The 14,427-nt window shown below is 70.9% G+C and carries 14 protein-coding genes; 5 read left to right on the top strand and 9 right to left on the bottom strand.

What is annotated here, in order from left to right; genetic code table 11:
• The first annotated feature begins 38 nt into the window (after window positions 1-38).
• On the top strand, window positions 39-605 hold the full coding sequence (locus tag ACLQ2O_RS31970; RefSeq protein WP_425838963.1) for a GtrA family protein: 567 nt from the start codon (window positions 39-41) through the stop codon (window positions 603-605).
• A gap of 63 nt (window positions 606-668) precedes the next feature.
• Here ACLQ2O_RS31970 and ACLQ2O_RS31965 read toward each other — a convergent pair whose 3' ends face one another.
• From ACLQ2O_RS31965 to ACLQ2O_RS31955, 3 genes are all read right to left on the bottom strand, one after another.
• Window positions 669-1,001 (bottom strand): hypothetical protein, encoded by a 333-nt coding sequence (locus ACLQ2O_RS31965; RefSeq protein ID WP_425838961.1) that lies wholly within the window; start codon window positions 999-1,001, stop codon window positions 669-671.
• A 178-nt stretch (window positions 1,002-1,179) separates the two neighbouring features.
• Window positions 1,180-2,022 (bottom strand): SAM-dependent methyltransferase, encoded by an 843-nt coding sequence (locus ACLQ2O_RS31960; protein WP_425838959.1) that lies wholly within the window; start codon window positions 2,020-2,022, stop codon window positions 1,180-1,182.
• A 112-nt stretch (window positions 2,023-2,134) separates the two neighbouring features.
• Window positions 2,135-2,776, bottom strand: coding sequence for a PH domain-containing protein (locus ACLQ2O_RS31955; RefSeq protein WP_425838956.1), 642 nt, complete (start codon window positions 2,774-2,776; stop codon window positions 2,135-2,137).
• 160 nt (window positions 2,777-2,936) lie between these two features.
• On the opposite strand from ACLQ2O_RS31955, the gene ACLQ2O_RS31950 reads away from it, so the two are divergent.
• Together ACLQ2O_RS31950 and ACLQ2O_RS31945 are read left to right on the top strand one after the other, a co-directional pair.
• Window positions 2,937-4,334 (top strand): OFA family MFS transporter, encoded by a 1,398-nt coding sequence (locus ACLQ2O_RS31950; RefSeq protein ID WP_425838954.1) that lies wholly within the window; start codon window positions 2,937-2,939, stop codon window positions 4,332-4,334.
• Window positions 4,331-4,438 (top strand): MFS transporter small subunit, encoded by a 108-nt coding sequence (locus ACLQ2O_RS31945; RefSeq protein ID WP_425838951.1) that lies wholly within the window; start codon window positions 4,331-4,333, stop codon window positions 4,436-4,438. The genes ACLQ2O_RS31950 and ACLQ2O_RS31945 overlap by 4 nt, the downstream gene beginning before the upstream one ends.
• Here the strand turns inward: ACLQ2O_RS31945 and ACLQ2O_RS31940 are convergent.
• The 3 genes from ACLQ2O_RS31940 to ACLQ2O_RS31930 form a co-directional block, all read right to left on the bottom strand.
• A complete protein-coding gene (locus ACLQ2O_RS31940) occupies window positions 4,428-5,237 on the bottom strand; it encodes a biotin--[acetyl-CoA-carboxylase] ligase (RefSeq protein WP_425838948.1) in 810 nt (269 codons plus the stop codon). The genes ACLQ2O_RS31945 and ACLQ2O_RS31940 overlap by 11 nt on opposite strands.
• Window positions 5,237-7,876 (bottom strand): phosphoenolpyruvate carboxylase, encoded by a 2,640-nt coding sequence (locus ACLQ2O_RS31935; RefSeq protein WP_425838945.1) that lies wholly within the window; start codon window positions 7,874-7,876, stop codon window positions 5,237-5,239. Before ACLQ2O_RS31935 ends, ACLQ2O_RS31940 begins: the two co-directional genes overlap by 1 nt.
• A 245-nt stretch (window positions 7,877-8,121) precedes the next feature.
• Complete coding sequence (locus ACLQ2O_RS31930; RefSeq protein WP_425838942.1) at window positions 8,122-8,760, bottom strand: TetR/AcrR family transcriptional regulator; 639 nt, start codon at window positions 8,758-8,760, stop codon at window positions 8,122-8,124.
• Window positions 8,761-8,826: 66 nt separating this feature from the next.
• On the opposite strand from ACLQ2O_RS31930, the gene ACLQ2O_RS31925 reads away from it, so the two are divergent.
• A complete protein-coding gene (locus ACLQ2O_RS31925; protein ID WP_425838939.1) occupies window positions 8,827-9,309 on the top strand; it encodes an SCP2 sterol-binding domain-containing protein in 483 nt (160 codons plus the stop codon).
• Here the strand turns inward: ACLQ2O_RS31925 and ACLQ2O_RS31920 are convergent, their stop codons facing one another.
• The 3 genes from ACLQ2O_RS31920 to ACLQ2O_RS31910 form a co-directional block, all read right to left on the bottom strand.
• Window positions 9,310-10,605 carry a hypothetical protein gene (locus ACLQ2O_RS31920; protein WP_425838936.1) on the bottom strand — a complete coding sequence of 432 codons (1,296 nt, stop codon included), beginning with the start codon at window positions 10,603-10,605 and terminating at the stop codon, window positions 9,310-9,312.
• A gap of 107 nt (window positions 10,606-10,712) precedes the next feature.
• Window positions 10,713-11,726 carry a hypothetical protein gene (locus ACLQ2O_RS31915; protein ID WP_425838933.1) on the bottom strand — a complete coding sequence of 338 codons (1,014 nt, stop codon included), beginning with the start codon at window positions 11,724-11,726 and terminating at the stop codon, window positions 10,713-10,715.
• A gap of 28 nt (window positions 11,727-11,754) precedes the next feature.
• A complete protein-coding gene (locus ACLQ2O_RS31910; protein ID WP_425838931.1) occupies window positions 11,755-12,747 on the bottom strand; it encodes a hypothetical protein in 993 nt (330 codons plus the stop codon).
• Window positions 12,748-12,836: 89 nt separating this feature from the next.
• On the opposite strand from ACLQ2O_RS31910, the gene ACLQ2O_RS31905 reads away from it, so the two are divergent.
• Window positions 12,837-14,414, top strand: coding sequence for an acyl-CoA carboxylase subunit beta (locus ACLQ2O_RS31905; protein WP_425838928.1), 1,578 nt, complete (start codon window positions 12,837-12,839; stop codon window positions 14,412-14,414).
• The last annotated feature ends 13 nt before the right edge of the window (window positions 14,415-14,427 follow it).

Below are 14,427 nucleotides of genomic sequence, written 5' to 3'. Positions count from 1 at the left end.
ACAGCCAGTTGTCCGTTCACAGAGAGTCCACTGGTCCGTTGAAGATCTTCACCACGCTGTACCGCCAGGTCGAGCACCTGGTGCACGAAGTGGCCAAGTTCGGGCTGGTCGGTCTGCTCGGCATGGTCGTCGACCTGCCGATCTACAACTGGCTGGTGTTCGACAACCCGCTGGTCGTCTTCGGCGACCACGGTGAAGGCATGCTGCACGACCGCCCGGTGACGGCGAAGTTCATCTCGGTCACGGTCGCCACCGTCGCGACGTACCTGGGCAACCGGCACTGGACCTGGCGGCACCGTGAGCGCACCGGCCTGCACCGCGAGTACGTGCTGTTCTTCGTGCTGAACGGCATCGGCCTGCTGATCTCGGCCGGCTGCCTGGGCTTCTCCCGGTACGTGCTGGACCTGCACACCGCGCTCGCCGACAACATCTCCGCGAACGTGATCGGCCTCGGGCTGGGCACGCTGTTCCGCTTCTGGTCCTACCGCAAGTGGGTCTTCCGCCAGGAGCTCGACCTCGACGAGGCCGAGCACCAGGCCAAGGCACCGGACTCCCCGGCCGGCCTGGACCAGGAGAACACCGGCGACCTCCCTGTGGTGCGCTGACCCCCACGACACCGAAAGGCCCGGAACAGGACTCCTGTTCCGGGCCTTTCCGCGTTCAACTGCTCACCACTTGTCGTTGCAGACCAGCACCGTCCGGGTCGTGTTCGGGGCGATCGTGAGGTACGCCGTCTTCGGGGCGATCCGGCCGTTCGCCAGGCGCTTCACGATGTAGGTGCCCGCGCGGCCCTGGAAGTACTGGGTGCCGACCTTGTCACGTCCGCTCGCCTTGACGCCAGGCCCGCTGATGGTGACCGTCACGTCACCCACCCGTGAGCAGTTCCACTGCATCTTGAGGTAGGCCTTGTTGGGTGCCGCCGACGCCTGCGGGACGAGCCCGCCGGCGAGCGTGGCCACCAGGCCGAGTGCAAGAGCAGAACGCCGTACGACGCGTCGCATGGTTGATCCTTTCCCCGAGGCGGCCCACCAGCGGGCCGCGTGACGAGGCCCGAGCGGTGCCCCGGGCTCACCGCGCAACGCTAGGCGGCACCCCTTGCACCGGGCTGCCCGTACTCCGCCCGTACCGCGCGCCGCTCACAACGCTCGCTTCGGCGAAGATCGGGAGCCACATCCCTGGTCAGGGCTTGCGGGCGACCGCGCAGTACAGGAAGTTGCTGGCGTCGTCGATGTCCGGTGCGTCCAGGTCGGCTTCGTCGTACGGGTTCCAGTCGGAGAGGCGGACCAGGCCCGGGGAGAGCACCTTCAGGTCGCCGAACAGGGACAGGATCTCGGCGGGCGTCCGGAACCGCAGGTCGGGGAAGCTCGGGCTGAGCTTCTCCTCGAAGGCGTCGGCGTACCGGGCGGTCTCGCTGCCGTCGCGCGGGTTGCAGGCGTGGCTGATCGCGACGAACGAGCCGGACGGCAGCATGTCGAGGTACTCCGCCTGGATCTCGCGGGCGTGGTCGAGGTCGGGCACGTGGTGCAGCACCAGCGCCTCGATCAGGCCGACCGGGCGGCCCTTGTCCAGACCGACGACGGCTTCGTCGGAGAGCACCTGGCGAGGCCGGGTGAAGTCGGCCGGCGCGAAGTCGGTGTGCTCGTTGTCGACCAGCAGGGCGCGGCCGTGCGCGATCACCGACGGGTCGTTGTCGACGTACACGACCTTGGTCACCGGGTTGATGCCCTGGGCGATCTGGTGGGTGTTCTGCGCGGTCGGCAGGCCGGCGCCGAGGTCGAGGAACTGGTTGACCCGGTGCTCGCGGGTCAGCCAGCTGACCGCGCGCTGCAGCCAGCGGCGGTTCTCCCGGGCCCAGACCGGCAGGTCGGGCGCGACCTCCAGGATCTGGCGGTAGATCGCACGGTCGGACTCGTAGTTGTCCTTGCCGCCGAGCAGCATGTCGTAGACCCGCGCGACACTGGGCTTCGTCACGTCGATGGTCGGCGGCGGCTCGTTGCGGTCGTCACCGGCTGGATCACTCATCGCCGAAAACCCTTCATCTTGTGGGTACCTGCCCTGTCACAGTCAGTACGCCGAGGCTATCGCGCACCGGGTCGGCGCCGGCAGGGCACCCCGGGGCAGATCGCGGGGCAGATCAGCGCCGGTCGTTGTCGTCGGAGCTGAACAGCGTCTCGGCGTCGTCGTCGCCCCGCGAGGGCTGCGCGGCGGGCGCCGTCGGCTCGGCCGGGCGGCGGCGGAGCTGCTCCGGCGGCGCCTCGTCGTCCAGGATGCCGTCGCCGGGCCGTCCTTCGGGCCCGCCGAAGAGCAGGTCGGACATCTGCAGGTGCATGTGCTCGACGTGCGGGACGTCCGGCAGGATCACCTGGCCGCGCTCGCCGGCCGACTCGATGGCCAGCGTGCCGCAGCCGAGCATCCGGTCGATCAGACCGTGCTCGTAGGAGACGTCGTTGATCCGCATCAGCGGGATGTCGCGGCCGGTCCGGGTCAGGATGCCGTGCCGGGTGATCAGCCGCCGGTTGGTCAGCGTGTACGTCGAGAAGAACCAGTTCAGGAACGGCTTGGCCCCGAACACGACCACGACCAGCAGGCCGACCACGCCGATCGCGATCCGGGCCGGGGTCTGCAGGCTGCCCGCGGGCACCACCGCGGCCAGGAACCCGCCGCCGGCCGCCACCACGAGCAGCAGGAACACCGGGAAGATCAGTGCCTTCCAGTGCGTCCGGGTGCTGACGACGACGTACTCGTCCTCACCCAACAACTTCGCCGAGATCGCCATACCTCCCAGTCTCACAGCTTCGGGGGCGAGTTGTCGCCGGGCGACACGGTGGTTGAAGACTTCACAATTTGGACACCGTTCCCGCAGGAACGCCCTCGATGGGTCTAAGTTGCCTTCCGGGGGCCACAACCCGGGGCGGACATTCCGAAGGAGTCGTTGAATGGGCATCTTGTCGGTCCTCGACCGGGAGCACAGCGTCGCACCCCCGGGCTACAGCCGCTGGCTGATCCCGCCGGCCGCGCTGGCGGTCCACCTGTGCATCGGTCAGGCCTACGCGACCTCGGTCTACAAGACCTCGCTGGTCCAGCACTTCGACGCGAGCCAGACCGCGATCGGGGTGATCTTCAGCATCGCGATCGTGATGCTGGGTCTGTCCGCCGCGATCGGCGGCACCTGGGTGGAGCGCAACGGCCCGCGCAAGGCGATGTTCGTCTCCGCGTGCTTCTGGGCGGCCGGCTTCCTGGTAGGTGCCCTGGGCATCGGAACCGGTCAGCTCTGGCTGGTCTACCTCGGGTACGGCGTGATCGGCGGCATCGGCCTGGGCATCGGCTACATCTCGCCGGTCTCGACGCTGATCAAGTGGTTCCCCGACCGTCCGGGCCTGGCCACCGGCCTGGCGATCATGGGCTTCGGCGGCGGCGCGCTGGTCGCCAGCCCGCTGTCGCGCCAGCTGCTCAGCCTGTACGACGACGGCTACGACCCGAACAACTCGGCGTCCGTGGCCGACGGCGGCGCCCTGGTCGCGCTGTTCGTCACGCTGGGCATCGCCTACTTCGTGATCATGATGTTCGGTGTCTTCAACATCCGGATCCCCGCGCCGGGCTGGAAGCCGGATGGCTTCGACCCGTCGACGGTCCAGCGGAAGGCGCTCGTCACGACCTCCAACGTGTCGGCCGCGAACGCGATCAAGACGCCGCAGTTCTGGCTGTTGTGGGTCGTTCTGCTCTGCAACGTCACCGCCGGGATCGGCATCCTCGAGCAGGCCAGCCCGATGATCCAGGACTTCTTCCGCGGCGCCGACGGGAAGTCGTCGGTCGCGGTCGCCGCGGCGGCCGGGTTCGTCGGCGTGCTGTCGATCTTCAACATGGCCGGCCGGTTCGGCTGGTCGACGACGTCCGACGTGATCGGCCGCAAGCCGATCTACGCGCTGTACCTCGGCGTCGGGATCATCGCGTACTTCCTGCTGGCGACTGTCGGCCACAACAGCACGGCGCTGTTCGTCCTGCTGGCCGCGGTCATCCTGTCCTTCTACGGCGGCGGTTTCGCGACCGTACCGGCGTACTTGCGGGACCTGTTCGGTACGTACCAGGTCGGCGCGATCCACGGCCGGCTGCTGACCGCGTGGTCGGTGGCGGGTGTCGCCGGACCGCTCATCATCAACGGCTTCCTGGACCGTGAGGGCAAGCCGGGCACGCTGACCGAGGAGGCCTACCGGCCGGCGCTGTTCACGATGGTCGGCGTGCTGGCCATCGGGTTCATCGCCAACCTGCTGATCCGCCCGGTCGCGGAACGGTTCCACGAGAAGTCCAGCACCACAGCAACGGAGGCCGCGTCATGAACCAGACTCCTCGCCTAGTCGTCTCCTGGGCACTCGTCGCCGTCCTGCTCGGCTACGGCGTCGTACAGACGCTCATCACGGCAGCCAAGCTCTTCACCCACTAGCACGCAGGTGCGTCACGTCGCCGGCGGCCAGTGCTCGTTGGCCGTCGGCGGTGTCGACCAGCAGGCGGCCGTCGGTGTCCAGCCCGGTCGCCTTGCCCTCCAGGAACTTCCCGTCCGGCAACTCGACCCGGACCGGTCGGCCGATCGTTGCCGACAGCTCCTGATAGTCCGGCAGGATCACCGCCGGGTCCCCCTCCGCGGCAACCCAGTCCTGGTACCGCGTGGCCAGCTCCCGCAGTACGGCGGACAGCACGGTCACCCGGTCCGTCGTCGTGGCGCCTTCCAGCGCCAGTGAGGTCGCCGCCGGGTGCGGCCGCTCGTCGGCGCGCAGCGAGACGTTGAGGCCCATCCCGACGATCGCCGCCGGCCCCTCGACCCGCTCGAGCAGGATGCCCGCGAGCTTCCGGTCCTCGATCAGTACGTCGTTCGGCCACTTCACCAGCGCCGGGACCTCACCAACCCGCCGTACGGCGGAAGTGACCGCCAGCGAGACCAGCAGGCCCAGCCAGGGCCAGCGGCCGGCCGGGACCGCCGTCGGACGCAGCAGCACCGAGGTCAGCAGCGCAGAGCGCGGCGGAGTGGTCCACGTACGACCCAGCCGTCCACGCCCGGACGACTGGTACTCCGCTGTCGCCACCAGGCCCTCGGGGGCTCCGGAGCGTGCAGCGGCGGCCAGGACGGCGTTGGTGGACGGCGTCTCGGTCAGTACGTCGATCTGCGTCCACAGGCCACCAGGACGCACCAGGCGCCCGCGCAGGAAGTTCTCGTCCAGCGGCGGGCGCTCCAGGTCACCGAACATCAGCCGGTGTTCTGCAGGCCGGCGGCAACGCCCGACACGGTCAGCAGCAGCAGTCTGCGCGTGCGCACGATCTGCTCCTCGTCGAGCGAGTCGTCGGTGCGCAGGGTCCGCAGGGCTCGCAGCTGCAGGTAGCTGAGCGCGTCGACGTACGGGTTGCGTAGCTCGACCGCGCGGCCCAGCACCCGCCGCCCGGCCAGCAGCCGGTCGCTCTCGAGCACCTTGAGCACCCACTCGGTGGTCAGCTCGTGCTCGTCGAGCATCAGCTGCGTCAGGTCCTGCCGGTCGCCCAGCTCCAGGTAGCGGCCGAGGATGCGCCGGTCGGTCTTGGCCAGCGACATCTCCGCGTTCTCCAGCATCACCTGGAACAGCGGCCAGTTCTTGTTCGCGTCCTGCAGCGCGGCGACGTCACCGACCGCCTGGAGCGCGGAGCCCAGGCCGTACCAGCCCGGTGCGTTGACGCGGGCCTGCGACCAGGCGAACACCCACGGGATCGCCCGCAGGTCCTCCAACGAGGACACCGCCACACCACGGCGGGCCGGGCGCGACCCGAGTGGCAGCTGGCCCAGCTCCTCCAGCGGAGTGACCCGGCCGAACCACTCGGCGAACCCGTCGGCCTTCACCAGCTGGTGGTACGCCGTACGGGCTGCTTCGTCGAGCACCTTCTCGATCTCGCCGAACCGGTCGGCTGCTGCCGTGGCCCGCTCCTCGATCGCCGGGGTGGACGCCAGCAGCGTGGCCGCGGTGACCTGCTCGATGTGCCGCTGCGCGATCGCGGCGTTGCCGTACCGGGCCGGGATCGCTTCACCCTGCTCGGTGAGCTTGAACCGGCCGGCGACGGAACCGGGCGCCTGCGCGAGCACGGCCCGGTTCGCGGGACCGCCGCCACGGCCGAGCGCGCCGCCGCGGCCGTGGAACAGGGTCAGGCGGATCGCGTTGCGCTGGGCCCAGGCGGTGATCCGCGCCTGCGCGTCGTACAGGGCCAGGGTCGCCGAGACCGGGCCGACGTCCTTGGCGGAGTCGGAGTAGCCGAGCATGACCTCGAAGCGGCGGTCGTTGGCGGTCAGGCGGTGCCGGACCCGGGTCAGCTGGATCGCGTTGTCCAGCACCTCGACGGAGTTCTGCAGGTCCTCACCGGTCTCGAACAGCGGTACGACGTCCAGCTCGATCGGGCGGCCGTCCAGCGCCGCGTCGGCCAGCTCGTAGACCGCCGCGAGGTCGCCGGCGTTCCGGGTGAACGACACGACGTACCGGCGGCACGCCTCGGGGCCGAACCGCTGCTGGATCTGGCCGATCACCCGCAGGGTGGCCAGCACCTCCTCGGTCTGGTCGGACAGCTCGCCGCCGCCCAGGACCTCCTCCAGCGCCTTGGCGTGCACCGACGAGTGCTGGCGGACCTCCAGCTCGGCCAGGTGGAAGCCGAACGAGCTGACCTGCCAGATGAGCTGCTGCAGCTGGCCGTACGCCTGGCGCGGCGCACCTGCCGAGACCAGCGAGTCCTGCAGGGCCTTCAGCTCGTGGGCGAAGTCCGTGGCCCGCGGGTAGCCGAAGTCGGCGTCGCGGGCGCGGGTGGCGGCCAGCCGGCGCGCTGCCAGCAGCAGGAGCTGCCGGTGCGGCTCGGAGGGCGAGCGGGTCTCGATGTCGGCGATCAGCTCCGGGTTGACCGCGCGGGCGTCCTCGAGGATCCGGCGGACCGGCGCGGACGGCGGAGTGGTCGCCGCGTCCAGCGTGAGTGACCGGCCGAGCTGGTCGGTGGCCTGCTCCAGCGCGCGCAGCACGTGGTCGGCCTGGATCTGCATCGCCTCGCGGGTGATCGCGGCGGTGACGTTCGGGTTGCCGTCGCGGTCGCCGCCGATCCAGGAACCGAGCCGGACGAACGGCGCGACCACCGGCGGGCGCGTCCCGGCCGCCTCGCCGGCCAGGGCGTCGTCGAGCCGCCGGTAGACGTTGCCGACGACATCGAACAGGGTCTCCTCGAAGACCGCCATCGCCGAGCGCACCTCGTCCAGCGGCGTCGGCCGGCTGGTCCGCAGCTGCCCCGTCCGCCAGAGGATGTCGACCTGCTCGACCAGGCCACGCCGGTTCTCGGCCAGCTCGGCGTCGCCGGCGCGCGGGTCGTTGCGCTCCTCCAGCAGCGACGAGATCCGCCGGATGGTCGCCAGTACGGCGCGCCGCCGGGCCTCGGTCGGGTGTGCGGTCAGCACCGGGCGGAACTCCAGCCCGTTCAGCAGCGCGCGGGCCTGCTGCTCCCCGGCGTCGACGGAAATCTGCTCGACCGCCTGGGCCAGCTCGGAGATCGCCGGGGCGTCGCCGGAGCGGTCGCGCTCGCGCAGCACGCGGGCCCGGTGCAGCTCCTCGCTCAGGTTGGTGAGGTGGAAGTAGCAGGTGAACGCGCGGGCGACGTCCTCGGCGCGCTCGTGCGGCCAGGTCGCGACCAGCTGCTCGGCCGCTTCGCCGTCACCGGCGATGGTCAGCTCGCGCAGCTTCTCCACGTCGTCCAGCAGCGGCTGCCCGGCGTACTCGACCAGGATGCGGCCCAGGATCTCGCCGAGCAGGCGGACGTCGGCCCGCAGCTCCTCGGGGACTTCGAAACGTGCGCGGGTACGGGTGCGGGCGTTCGCCTGACTGCCGGTCTCGGTCACGTTCGCCCACGATATCCGGGGCTGCGGTCTCTTGCCTCATGGTCCGGCCAGTGAACGCAGATCGTGACCGAGCGTGGCGACGAGCTGACGGTACGACGTGCGCCCCCGGCACGCACCCGCCCTCCCCCCGAGCACGATTTCGTGGGTTGACCCACGAAATTGCCCCTTGGCCCACCAGATTTCGGTGGGCCAAGGGGCCAGTTGACGGGTTGACCCACGAAATGCGTGCGGCGACGAGCGGCCGGTCAGACCGAGCCGAAGCCGCCACCGACGACCTGGGAGACCACCTGGGCCAGCTCGGCCGGGGTCCGGTCGGTGCCGTCGACAACGAGCATCCGGGCGCAGGCCTCGGTCATCGAGGCGAGCATCTCGGCCAGCACCGGCAGGTTCGCGTCCGGGGCGGTGACACCCGGCAACGATTGCACGAGGGTCAGCCGCAGGCCCTCGACGAGGAACGCGCGCGCCGCCCGGACCCGGTCGGCCACGACCGGCGCCGCGCCGTACTGGGCGCCGAAAACGATCCGCCAGGACTGCGGATTCTTCGCCGCGGTCTCCAGGAACGCCGACAGTCCCTCGAGCACGTGCTCCTGCGGTGTCCCGACGGTCGGGTCGGCCGGCAGCGCGGCCATGATCGAGAGGACCAGGTGCTGCTCCTCGCGGGCGAGCAGGGCCAGCAGCAGCTCGTCGCGGTTGGCGAAGGAGGCGTAGACCACCGGTTTGGTCACGCCGGCGGCGTCGGCGACCGACTGCATCGTCGTACCGGCGTAGCCGCGCTCGGAGAAGACCTGCAGGGCGGCCTCGAGAATCATCGGGCGCCGGCGTTCCGGACCGAGGTGCGCGGCCCGGCGGCGAGGTTCCGGAACCGGCTCGTCGGGGCTGACCACTTGACAAAGCTACCAGGTCGTAGGAAATTCCTACGGTCTAGTAGGAACTGGCCACGGGGAGGTCTGTTGACCGAGCGTGGCGGCGCCCACTGGTTGGAGGCCGGTGACTGGTCCGGGCTCGAGCTGGGTGAATTGGCCCGGCTGGTGGACCGTACGTCGGAACGGGAGCTTCGGCATCGACTCATCGGGGGTGTGCGAGAGGTCGCGTTGCGCGAGATCTTTCGCCGGATGCCGGAGTACCTCCGGCCGGCCCGGGCCACCGGCTTCGACGCGGTCGTCACCTGGCAGATCACGGGCGCGGCCGGCGGAGTGCACGGCGAGGGCGTCGACGAGTACCACATCCGCGTCGCCGACGGCCGCTGCGAGCTGCTGCCCGATCACACCGGCCAGGCCCAGATCTCGGTCCGCACCGACCCGGCCACCCTGCTGAAGATCGTCACCGGCAACGAGGACCCCGTCACCGCCGTCCTCAAGCAACGCCTCTCCGTGAGAGGCGACCTGGCCCTGGCCGCCCGCCTCACCAAACTCTTCGCCGTCGGCCCGATCTGACTACCTGCTCGGCACGTCCGGGTTCGTCCCGCGGTCCGGAGCTTCCGCACCGCGCCCCGCCGCCTGCCCGCCACCCTGCCGCCCTTGCGCCGCCTCCCCCGCCTTCAACCGGGGAGCCCCCGCTGCCGGCGCACCGGGCGCCAGCACCTCCCGCAGGCTCTCGAGGTCCCCGGCCTTGGCCTCCTGGCCGGCGCCTTGCTGCTGCGCGGCCGGCGCTTGCTGGGGACTCCATTGCCGCTGCGCCCCAGGGCCCTGCTCGACCGTGGCTCGCTGCTGCGCAGTCGGCGCCTGCGCGGACCGGTAGCGCTCACCGAGCTCGCCGACCTTGGCGACCGCGGACTCGGCAATCGCCACCCCGCGCTGCCCGGAGACCTCCCTGCGCGTGTCCGAGTCCGTACCCTTGGGAAGCGGCTTCAGATCGGCGAAACCCTGGTTGATCACGGTTTCGATCTCCCAGCGGGCCTCCGCGCCAGCACCCCTTCCGGTGGTCACCAGCTCGGACAGCCCCGATCTCTCGAACAGCAGCTCGGCCGCGACCCCCGCCTGCCGCGGCCGTGGCTCTCTCGTCATCCGGGCCAGCAGGTCGTGGGTCTCGATCCCGATCTCTGCCCCGACCCGCTCGGCGAACTTCTCCGCCGCCGGTGCGAAGTCCGGGATCGGCTGCGGGCTTCGCACCGACTTCACCTCGGCAGCCAGATCCGCCGGCAACACCTTGTCCGCCAACTGGTCGAGCCGGCCGTGACTCCAGGCCGCGGCGGTGCCGAAGCCGATCGGGACGTACTGTCTGTCCAGGTCGTGCAACCGGTCCGAGACCTGGTGCTCTTCCGGACCCGTCAGGTCGACGAACGCACGGGCGGCATCCTGCAGCGCGGTACGGCGCTCGATCCGCTCCTGCTCGGTCGACGGCAGGCCACGGCTGTCGTACAGGTCCTGCAGCGGCTTGATCACCTGCTGGCTGAGGAAGACCCGGCCGTCCGGGTCCGCGGTGGCCCGGCTCCTCAGATCCGGGCCGCTCTCGACCTTCCCGTACTGCCAGAGCGAGGATTCCGCCCCTGTCTCGGCCCCGACCGCGTCGTGGAGCCGCTCCCAGAGCCCGTCGCCGACCCGTCGTACCGGATCGTTGCGGTACTCCAGGTTCGTCACGTAGTCCCTGGCCTGCGAGCGCTCCATCGCACCGTCGACCGTCTCGGCGAGGTCCCGGAGCCGCTCGACGGCGACGGCCTCCTCCGCCTGGCCGGCCCGGGTCGGGCGCGCGAAGAACTGCCGGTACTCGGAGATGAAGGCGTCCCATTCCATGGGCACATTCTGGCAACGCACAGGTCGACCGCGACGGCTCGTCGCGGCTGCCCCGCCCTGACGACGTACTCCCGCCGACCTCCGCCGGTAGTCCGAGGGCCGACCAACTAGACCTCGCGCACCGGGCTCTCCTCGGTGCTGTTCTGCGGCGCCGCCGCCGATTGCGCCGCGACCCCTCGGCCCGTCACCTGGCTCAGCGGTCGTACTGCCGGGTCGCGCGTCAGCCGGGCAGCGGCCTGCTCCTGGGTCTGGCCGACGCCGCCCTCGAGCTGCTTGACCGCGGCCCACGCGCTCTGTCCGATCTCCTGCCCGTACGCCCGCGACAGCGAGTACAGCTGCCCCTGCTCGCCTGCACTCAGCCCGGCGGACCACTCCGCGACCCGTGCAGGCAGTGCCTCGAATCCCTGGTCGATCACCCCAGCAACAGCCCGTACGGCGTCCGCCCGCTTACCAGTGGGAATCCTCGACTGCCGCACCAGGATGTCCGCCGCACCGACCGCTGGGGTCGCGTGCTCGCTCTGACCGGCCGCCGGTACGTGCTGCGACAGCCCAGGCCGCCCGGCGAGCTCCCGGAGCGTCTCGCTGGGCTCGGCGTCCCGCCCGACGGAGACGTCGACGCTGAAGGCCAGCCCACGCGCCGCCGGCGCCCAGGCCACGTCCCGGACGGTTGGCTCCGGCCCGGTCAGGCCGACCGCCTGCTCCGCCGGGAGACTCCCCCGGACGATCTCGCCCAGGTTGTCCTCGACGAAGGCCGCGTTGACGGCGTACGACGTCACGCTCGGCTCGCCCCCGGCAGACCGGCGGGCAAACTCCCCCGCGACCGCCTGCACGGCCCCACGCACCGACCGCGCGTCACCGGCGCCGGACTCGCCCGGCGCCTCGGTCGTCAGCTGCCGAAGCGCCGCCCGCGCCGTACCGAGCTGCAAAGCTCCGTCCGCCGACCGCCCGACCTGTCCCTGCGTAGCAGCCGCTGCCGGCGGCAGCGGGTCGATCCGTCCGTTCCAAGGAGCCAGCGGGCTCCCAGTGAGCCGAGCGACCTCCTGCCGAACCCGGCGAACCACTTCCTCGACGTCCTGCGCCACAACCTGCGCCCCGCCGCCATACCCGATCGGTGTACTCACCCGGCAAACCTAGCCAGCGGGAGGGCGATCAACGCTCCCGCTGGGGAGCCTTCGGTTCCGCAGCGGCGATCCGTGGCGCGTCGGATCCCGCCGTGTGCAGCCGGACGGCGCGCAGCGGGGGAATCGCCGGGTCACCAGCAGCACCCAGCGCGGCAGCAGCGGGCCGCTCCCGCACCGCCGCGTGCCACTCCGGGAGCCTGTCGAGGAAGTCGTGCAGCGCCCGGACCTCCGCGCCGGCAGTCGCGCTCGCCTGGTCGACCGGCGTCACTCCACCCCGTACGTCGAGCTGCCGCGCCTCCACGGCCGTGGTCTGCTCCCGGGTCGCCGCCCCCTGCAGATCGCGCTGGGCGAACCCGGTCTCCAGCCCACGAGCGACCTGCCTCAGCAGCGCCTCCTTCTCGGGCTGCGGCAGCCTCTCGTACGCCGGCCCCTGCTTGTTCAGCAGCATCTCGGCAGCCACCGGAGCCGCACCGCCCTTCCCCGCGGCGACCTGGGCGGTCAGCACGTCCTGGTACTGCCGCCCGGTCCGTGCGCCGACAGCCACCGCCATCGCCCGTGCGGCCAGCACGTCACCTTCCGGCACGCGCCACTTGAACTCCCCGAGGTCGCCGGGCCGGCCGTTCTTGACGACCTTCGGCAGCAGTCCCGGCGTGGCCTCGAGGGCGTACGCCTTGTTGACCGCTACCGCCAGCCGATCCTGCTCCGGGGAGCCGGGCGTGCCCGGCAGCCGGTCGTCGCGCTCCAGCGCGCCGGCGCACGTCGCCACCAGCTCCGTCAGGTGCTCGCGCAGGTACTGGCGTTGGTCGACCACCTGACCGCCGCGCTGGGCGAGCACGGCACGCGGGTCCGGGGCGAGCCTGGCCAGGACGTCGAGGTTGTCGGCGATCGGTTCGATCGCGGCCCGCAGTTGCGGCGTGACCTCCAGCACCTCCCGTCCGTACACCGGCGACAAGCCACCGGTGTGCTCGACGACGGCCTGGTTCATCGCGATGATCAGGGTGTCCACAGCTTTGTCAGCCACGGCGGAAACCTAGCGCCGCGCGGGTTCAGCGCTGCGCTGCGGCAGAGGTCACAGGCGGAACCCCTACTGGCCAGTTAGGCTGCCGGGTTATGGGAGAGACCGTGAACATCCACACCACCGCCGGGAAGCTCGCGGACCTGGAGCAGCGGCTGGACGAGGCCGTGCACGCCGGGTCCGAGCGCGCGGTGGAGAAGCAGCACGCGCGGGGCAAGAAAACCGCGCGGGAGCGGATCGCGCTGCTGCTGGACGAGGGGTCGTTCTCCGAGCTCGACGAGTTCGCCCGGCACCGGTCGACGTCGTTCGGCCTGGACGCCAACCGCCCGTACGGCGACGGCGTCGTGACCGGTTTCGGCACCATCGACGGGCGCCAGGTCTGCGTGTTCGCCCAGGACTTCACCGTCTTCGGCGGCTCGCTGGGTGAGGTGTTCGGCGAGAAGATCGTCAAGGTGATGGACCTGGCGATGAAGATCGGCTGCCCGCTGATCGGCATCAACGACTCCGGGGGCGCCCGGATCCAGGAGGGTGTGGTCTCGCTCGGCCTGTACGGCGAGATCTTCCGCCGCAACGTGCGTGCGTCGGGGGTGATCCCGCAGATCTCGCTGATCATGGGCCCGTGCGCCGGCGGCGCGGTCTACTCGCCGGCCGTCACCGACTTCACGGTGATGGTGGACGAGTCGTCGTACATGTTCATCACCGGGCCGGACGTGATCAAGACCGTCACCGGCGAGGACGTCACCCAGGAGGAGCTCGGCGGCGCCCGGACGCACAACACCAAGTCCGGCAACGCGCACTACCTGGGCAGCGACGAGGAGGACGCGATCGACTGGGTGAAGGCCCTGGTCGCGCACCTGCCGCAGAACAACCTCGAGGACCCGCCGGTCTACGACGCCCCGGCCGACCTCGAGGTGAACGATCTCGACGCCGCCCTCGACACGCTGATCCCGGACTCGCCGAACCAGCCGTACGACATGCACACGGTGATCGAGGCGGTCGTCGACGACGGCGACTTCCTCGAGGTGCAGACGCTGTTCGCGCCGAACATCATCGTCGGCTTCGGCCGGGTCGAGGGCCGCCCGGTCGGCGTCGTCGCGAACCAGCCGATGCAGTTCGCCGGCACGCTCGACATCGATGCCTCCGAGAAGGCCGCCCGGTTCGTCCGCACCTGCGACGCGTTCAACGTGCCGATCCTGACCTTCGTCGACGTGCCCGGCTTCCTGCCCGGCACCGACCAGGAGTGGAACGGCATCATCCGCCGCGGCGCCAAGCTGATCTACGCCTACGCCGAGGCGACCGTCCCGATGATCACCGTGATCACCCGCAAGGCCTACGGCGGCGCGTACGACGTGATGGGCTCCAAGCACCTCGGCGCCGACATGAACATCGCCTGGCCGACCGCGCAGATCGCGGTGATGGGCGCGCAGGGCGCCGTCAACATCCTGCACCGCCGCGAGCTCGCCGCCGCCGAGGACGTCGAGACCCGCCGCCAGGAACTGATCACCGAGTACGAGGAGCACCTGGCCAACCCGTACGTCGCGGCCGAACGCGGCTACATCGACGCGGTGATCAAGCCCAGCGAGACCCGCGCCGAGATCGTCCGCGGCCTGCGGCTGCTCCGCACCAAGCGCGACACCCTGCCCCCGAAGAAGCACGGCAACATCCCCCTGTGACGGGAGCCCTCCC

The sequence above is a fragment of the Kribbella sp. DT2 genome, assembly GCF_049844575.1.
Taxonomy (GTDB): Bacteria; Actinomycetota; Actinomycetes; order Propionibacteriales; family Kribbellaceae; genus Kribbella.
This window is presented reverse-complemented; position numbering and strand designations above follow the sequence as displayed.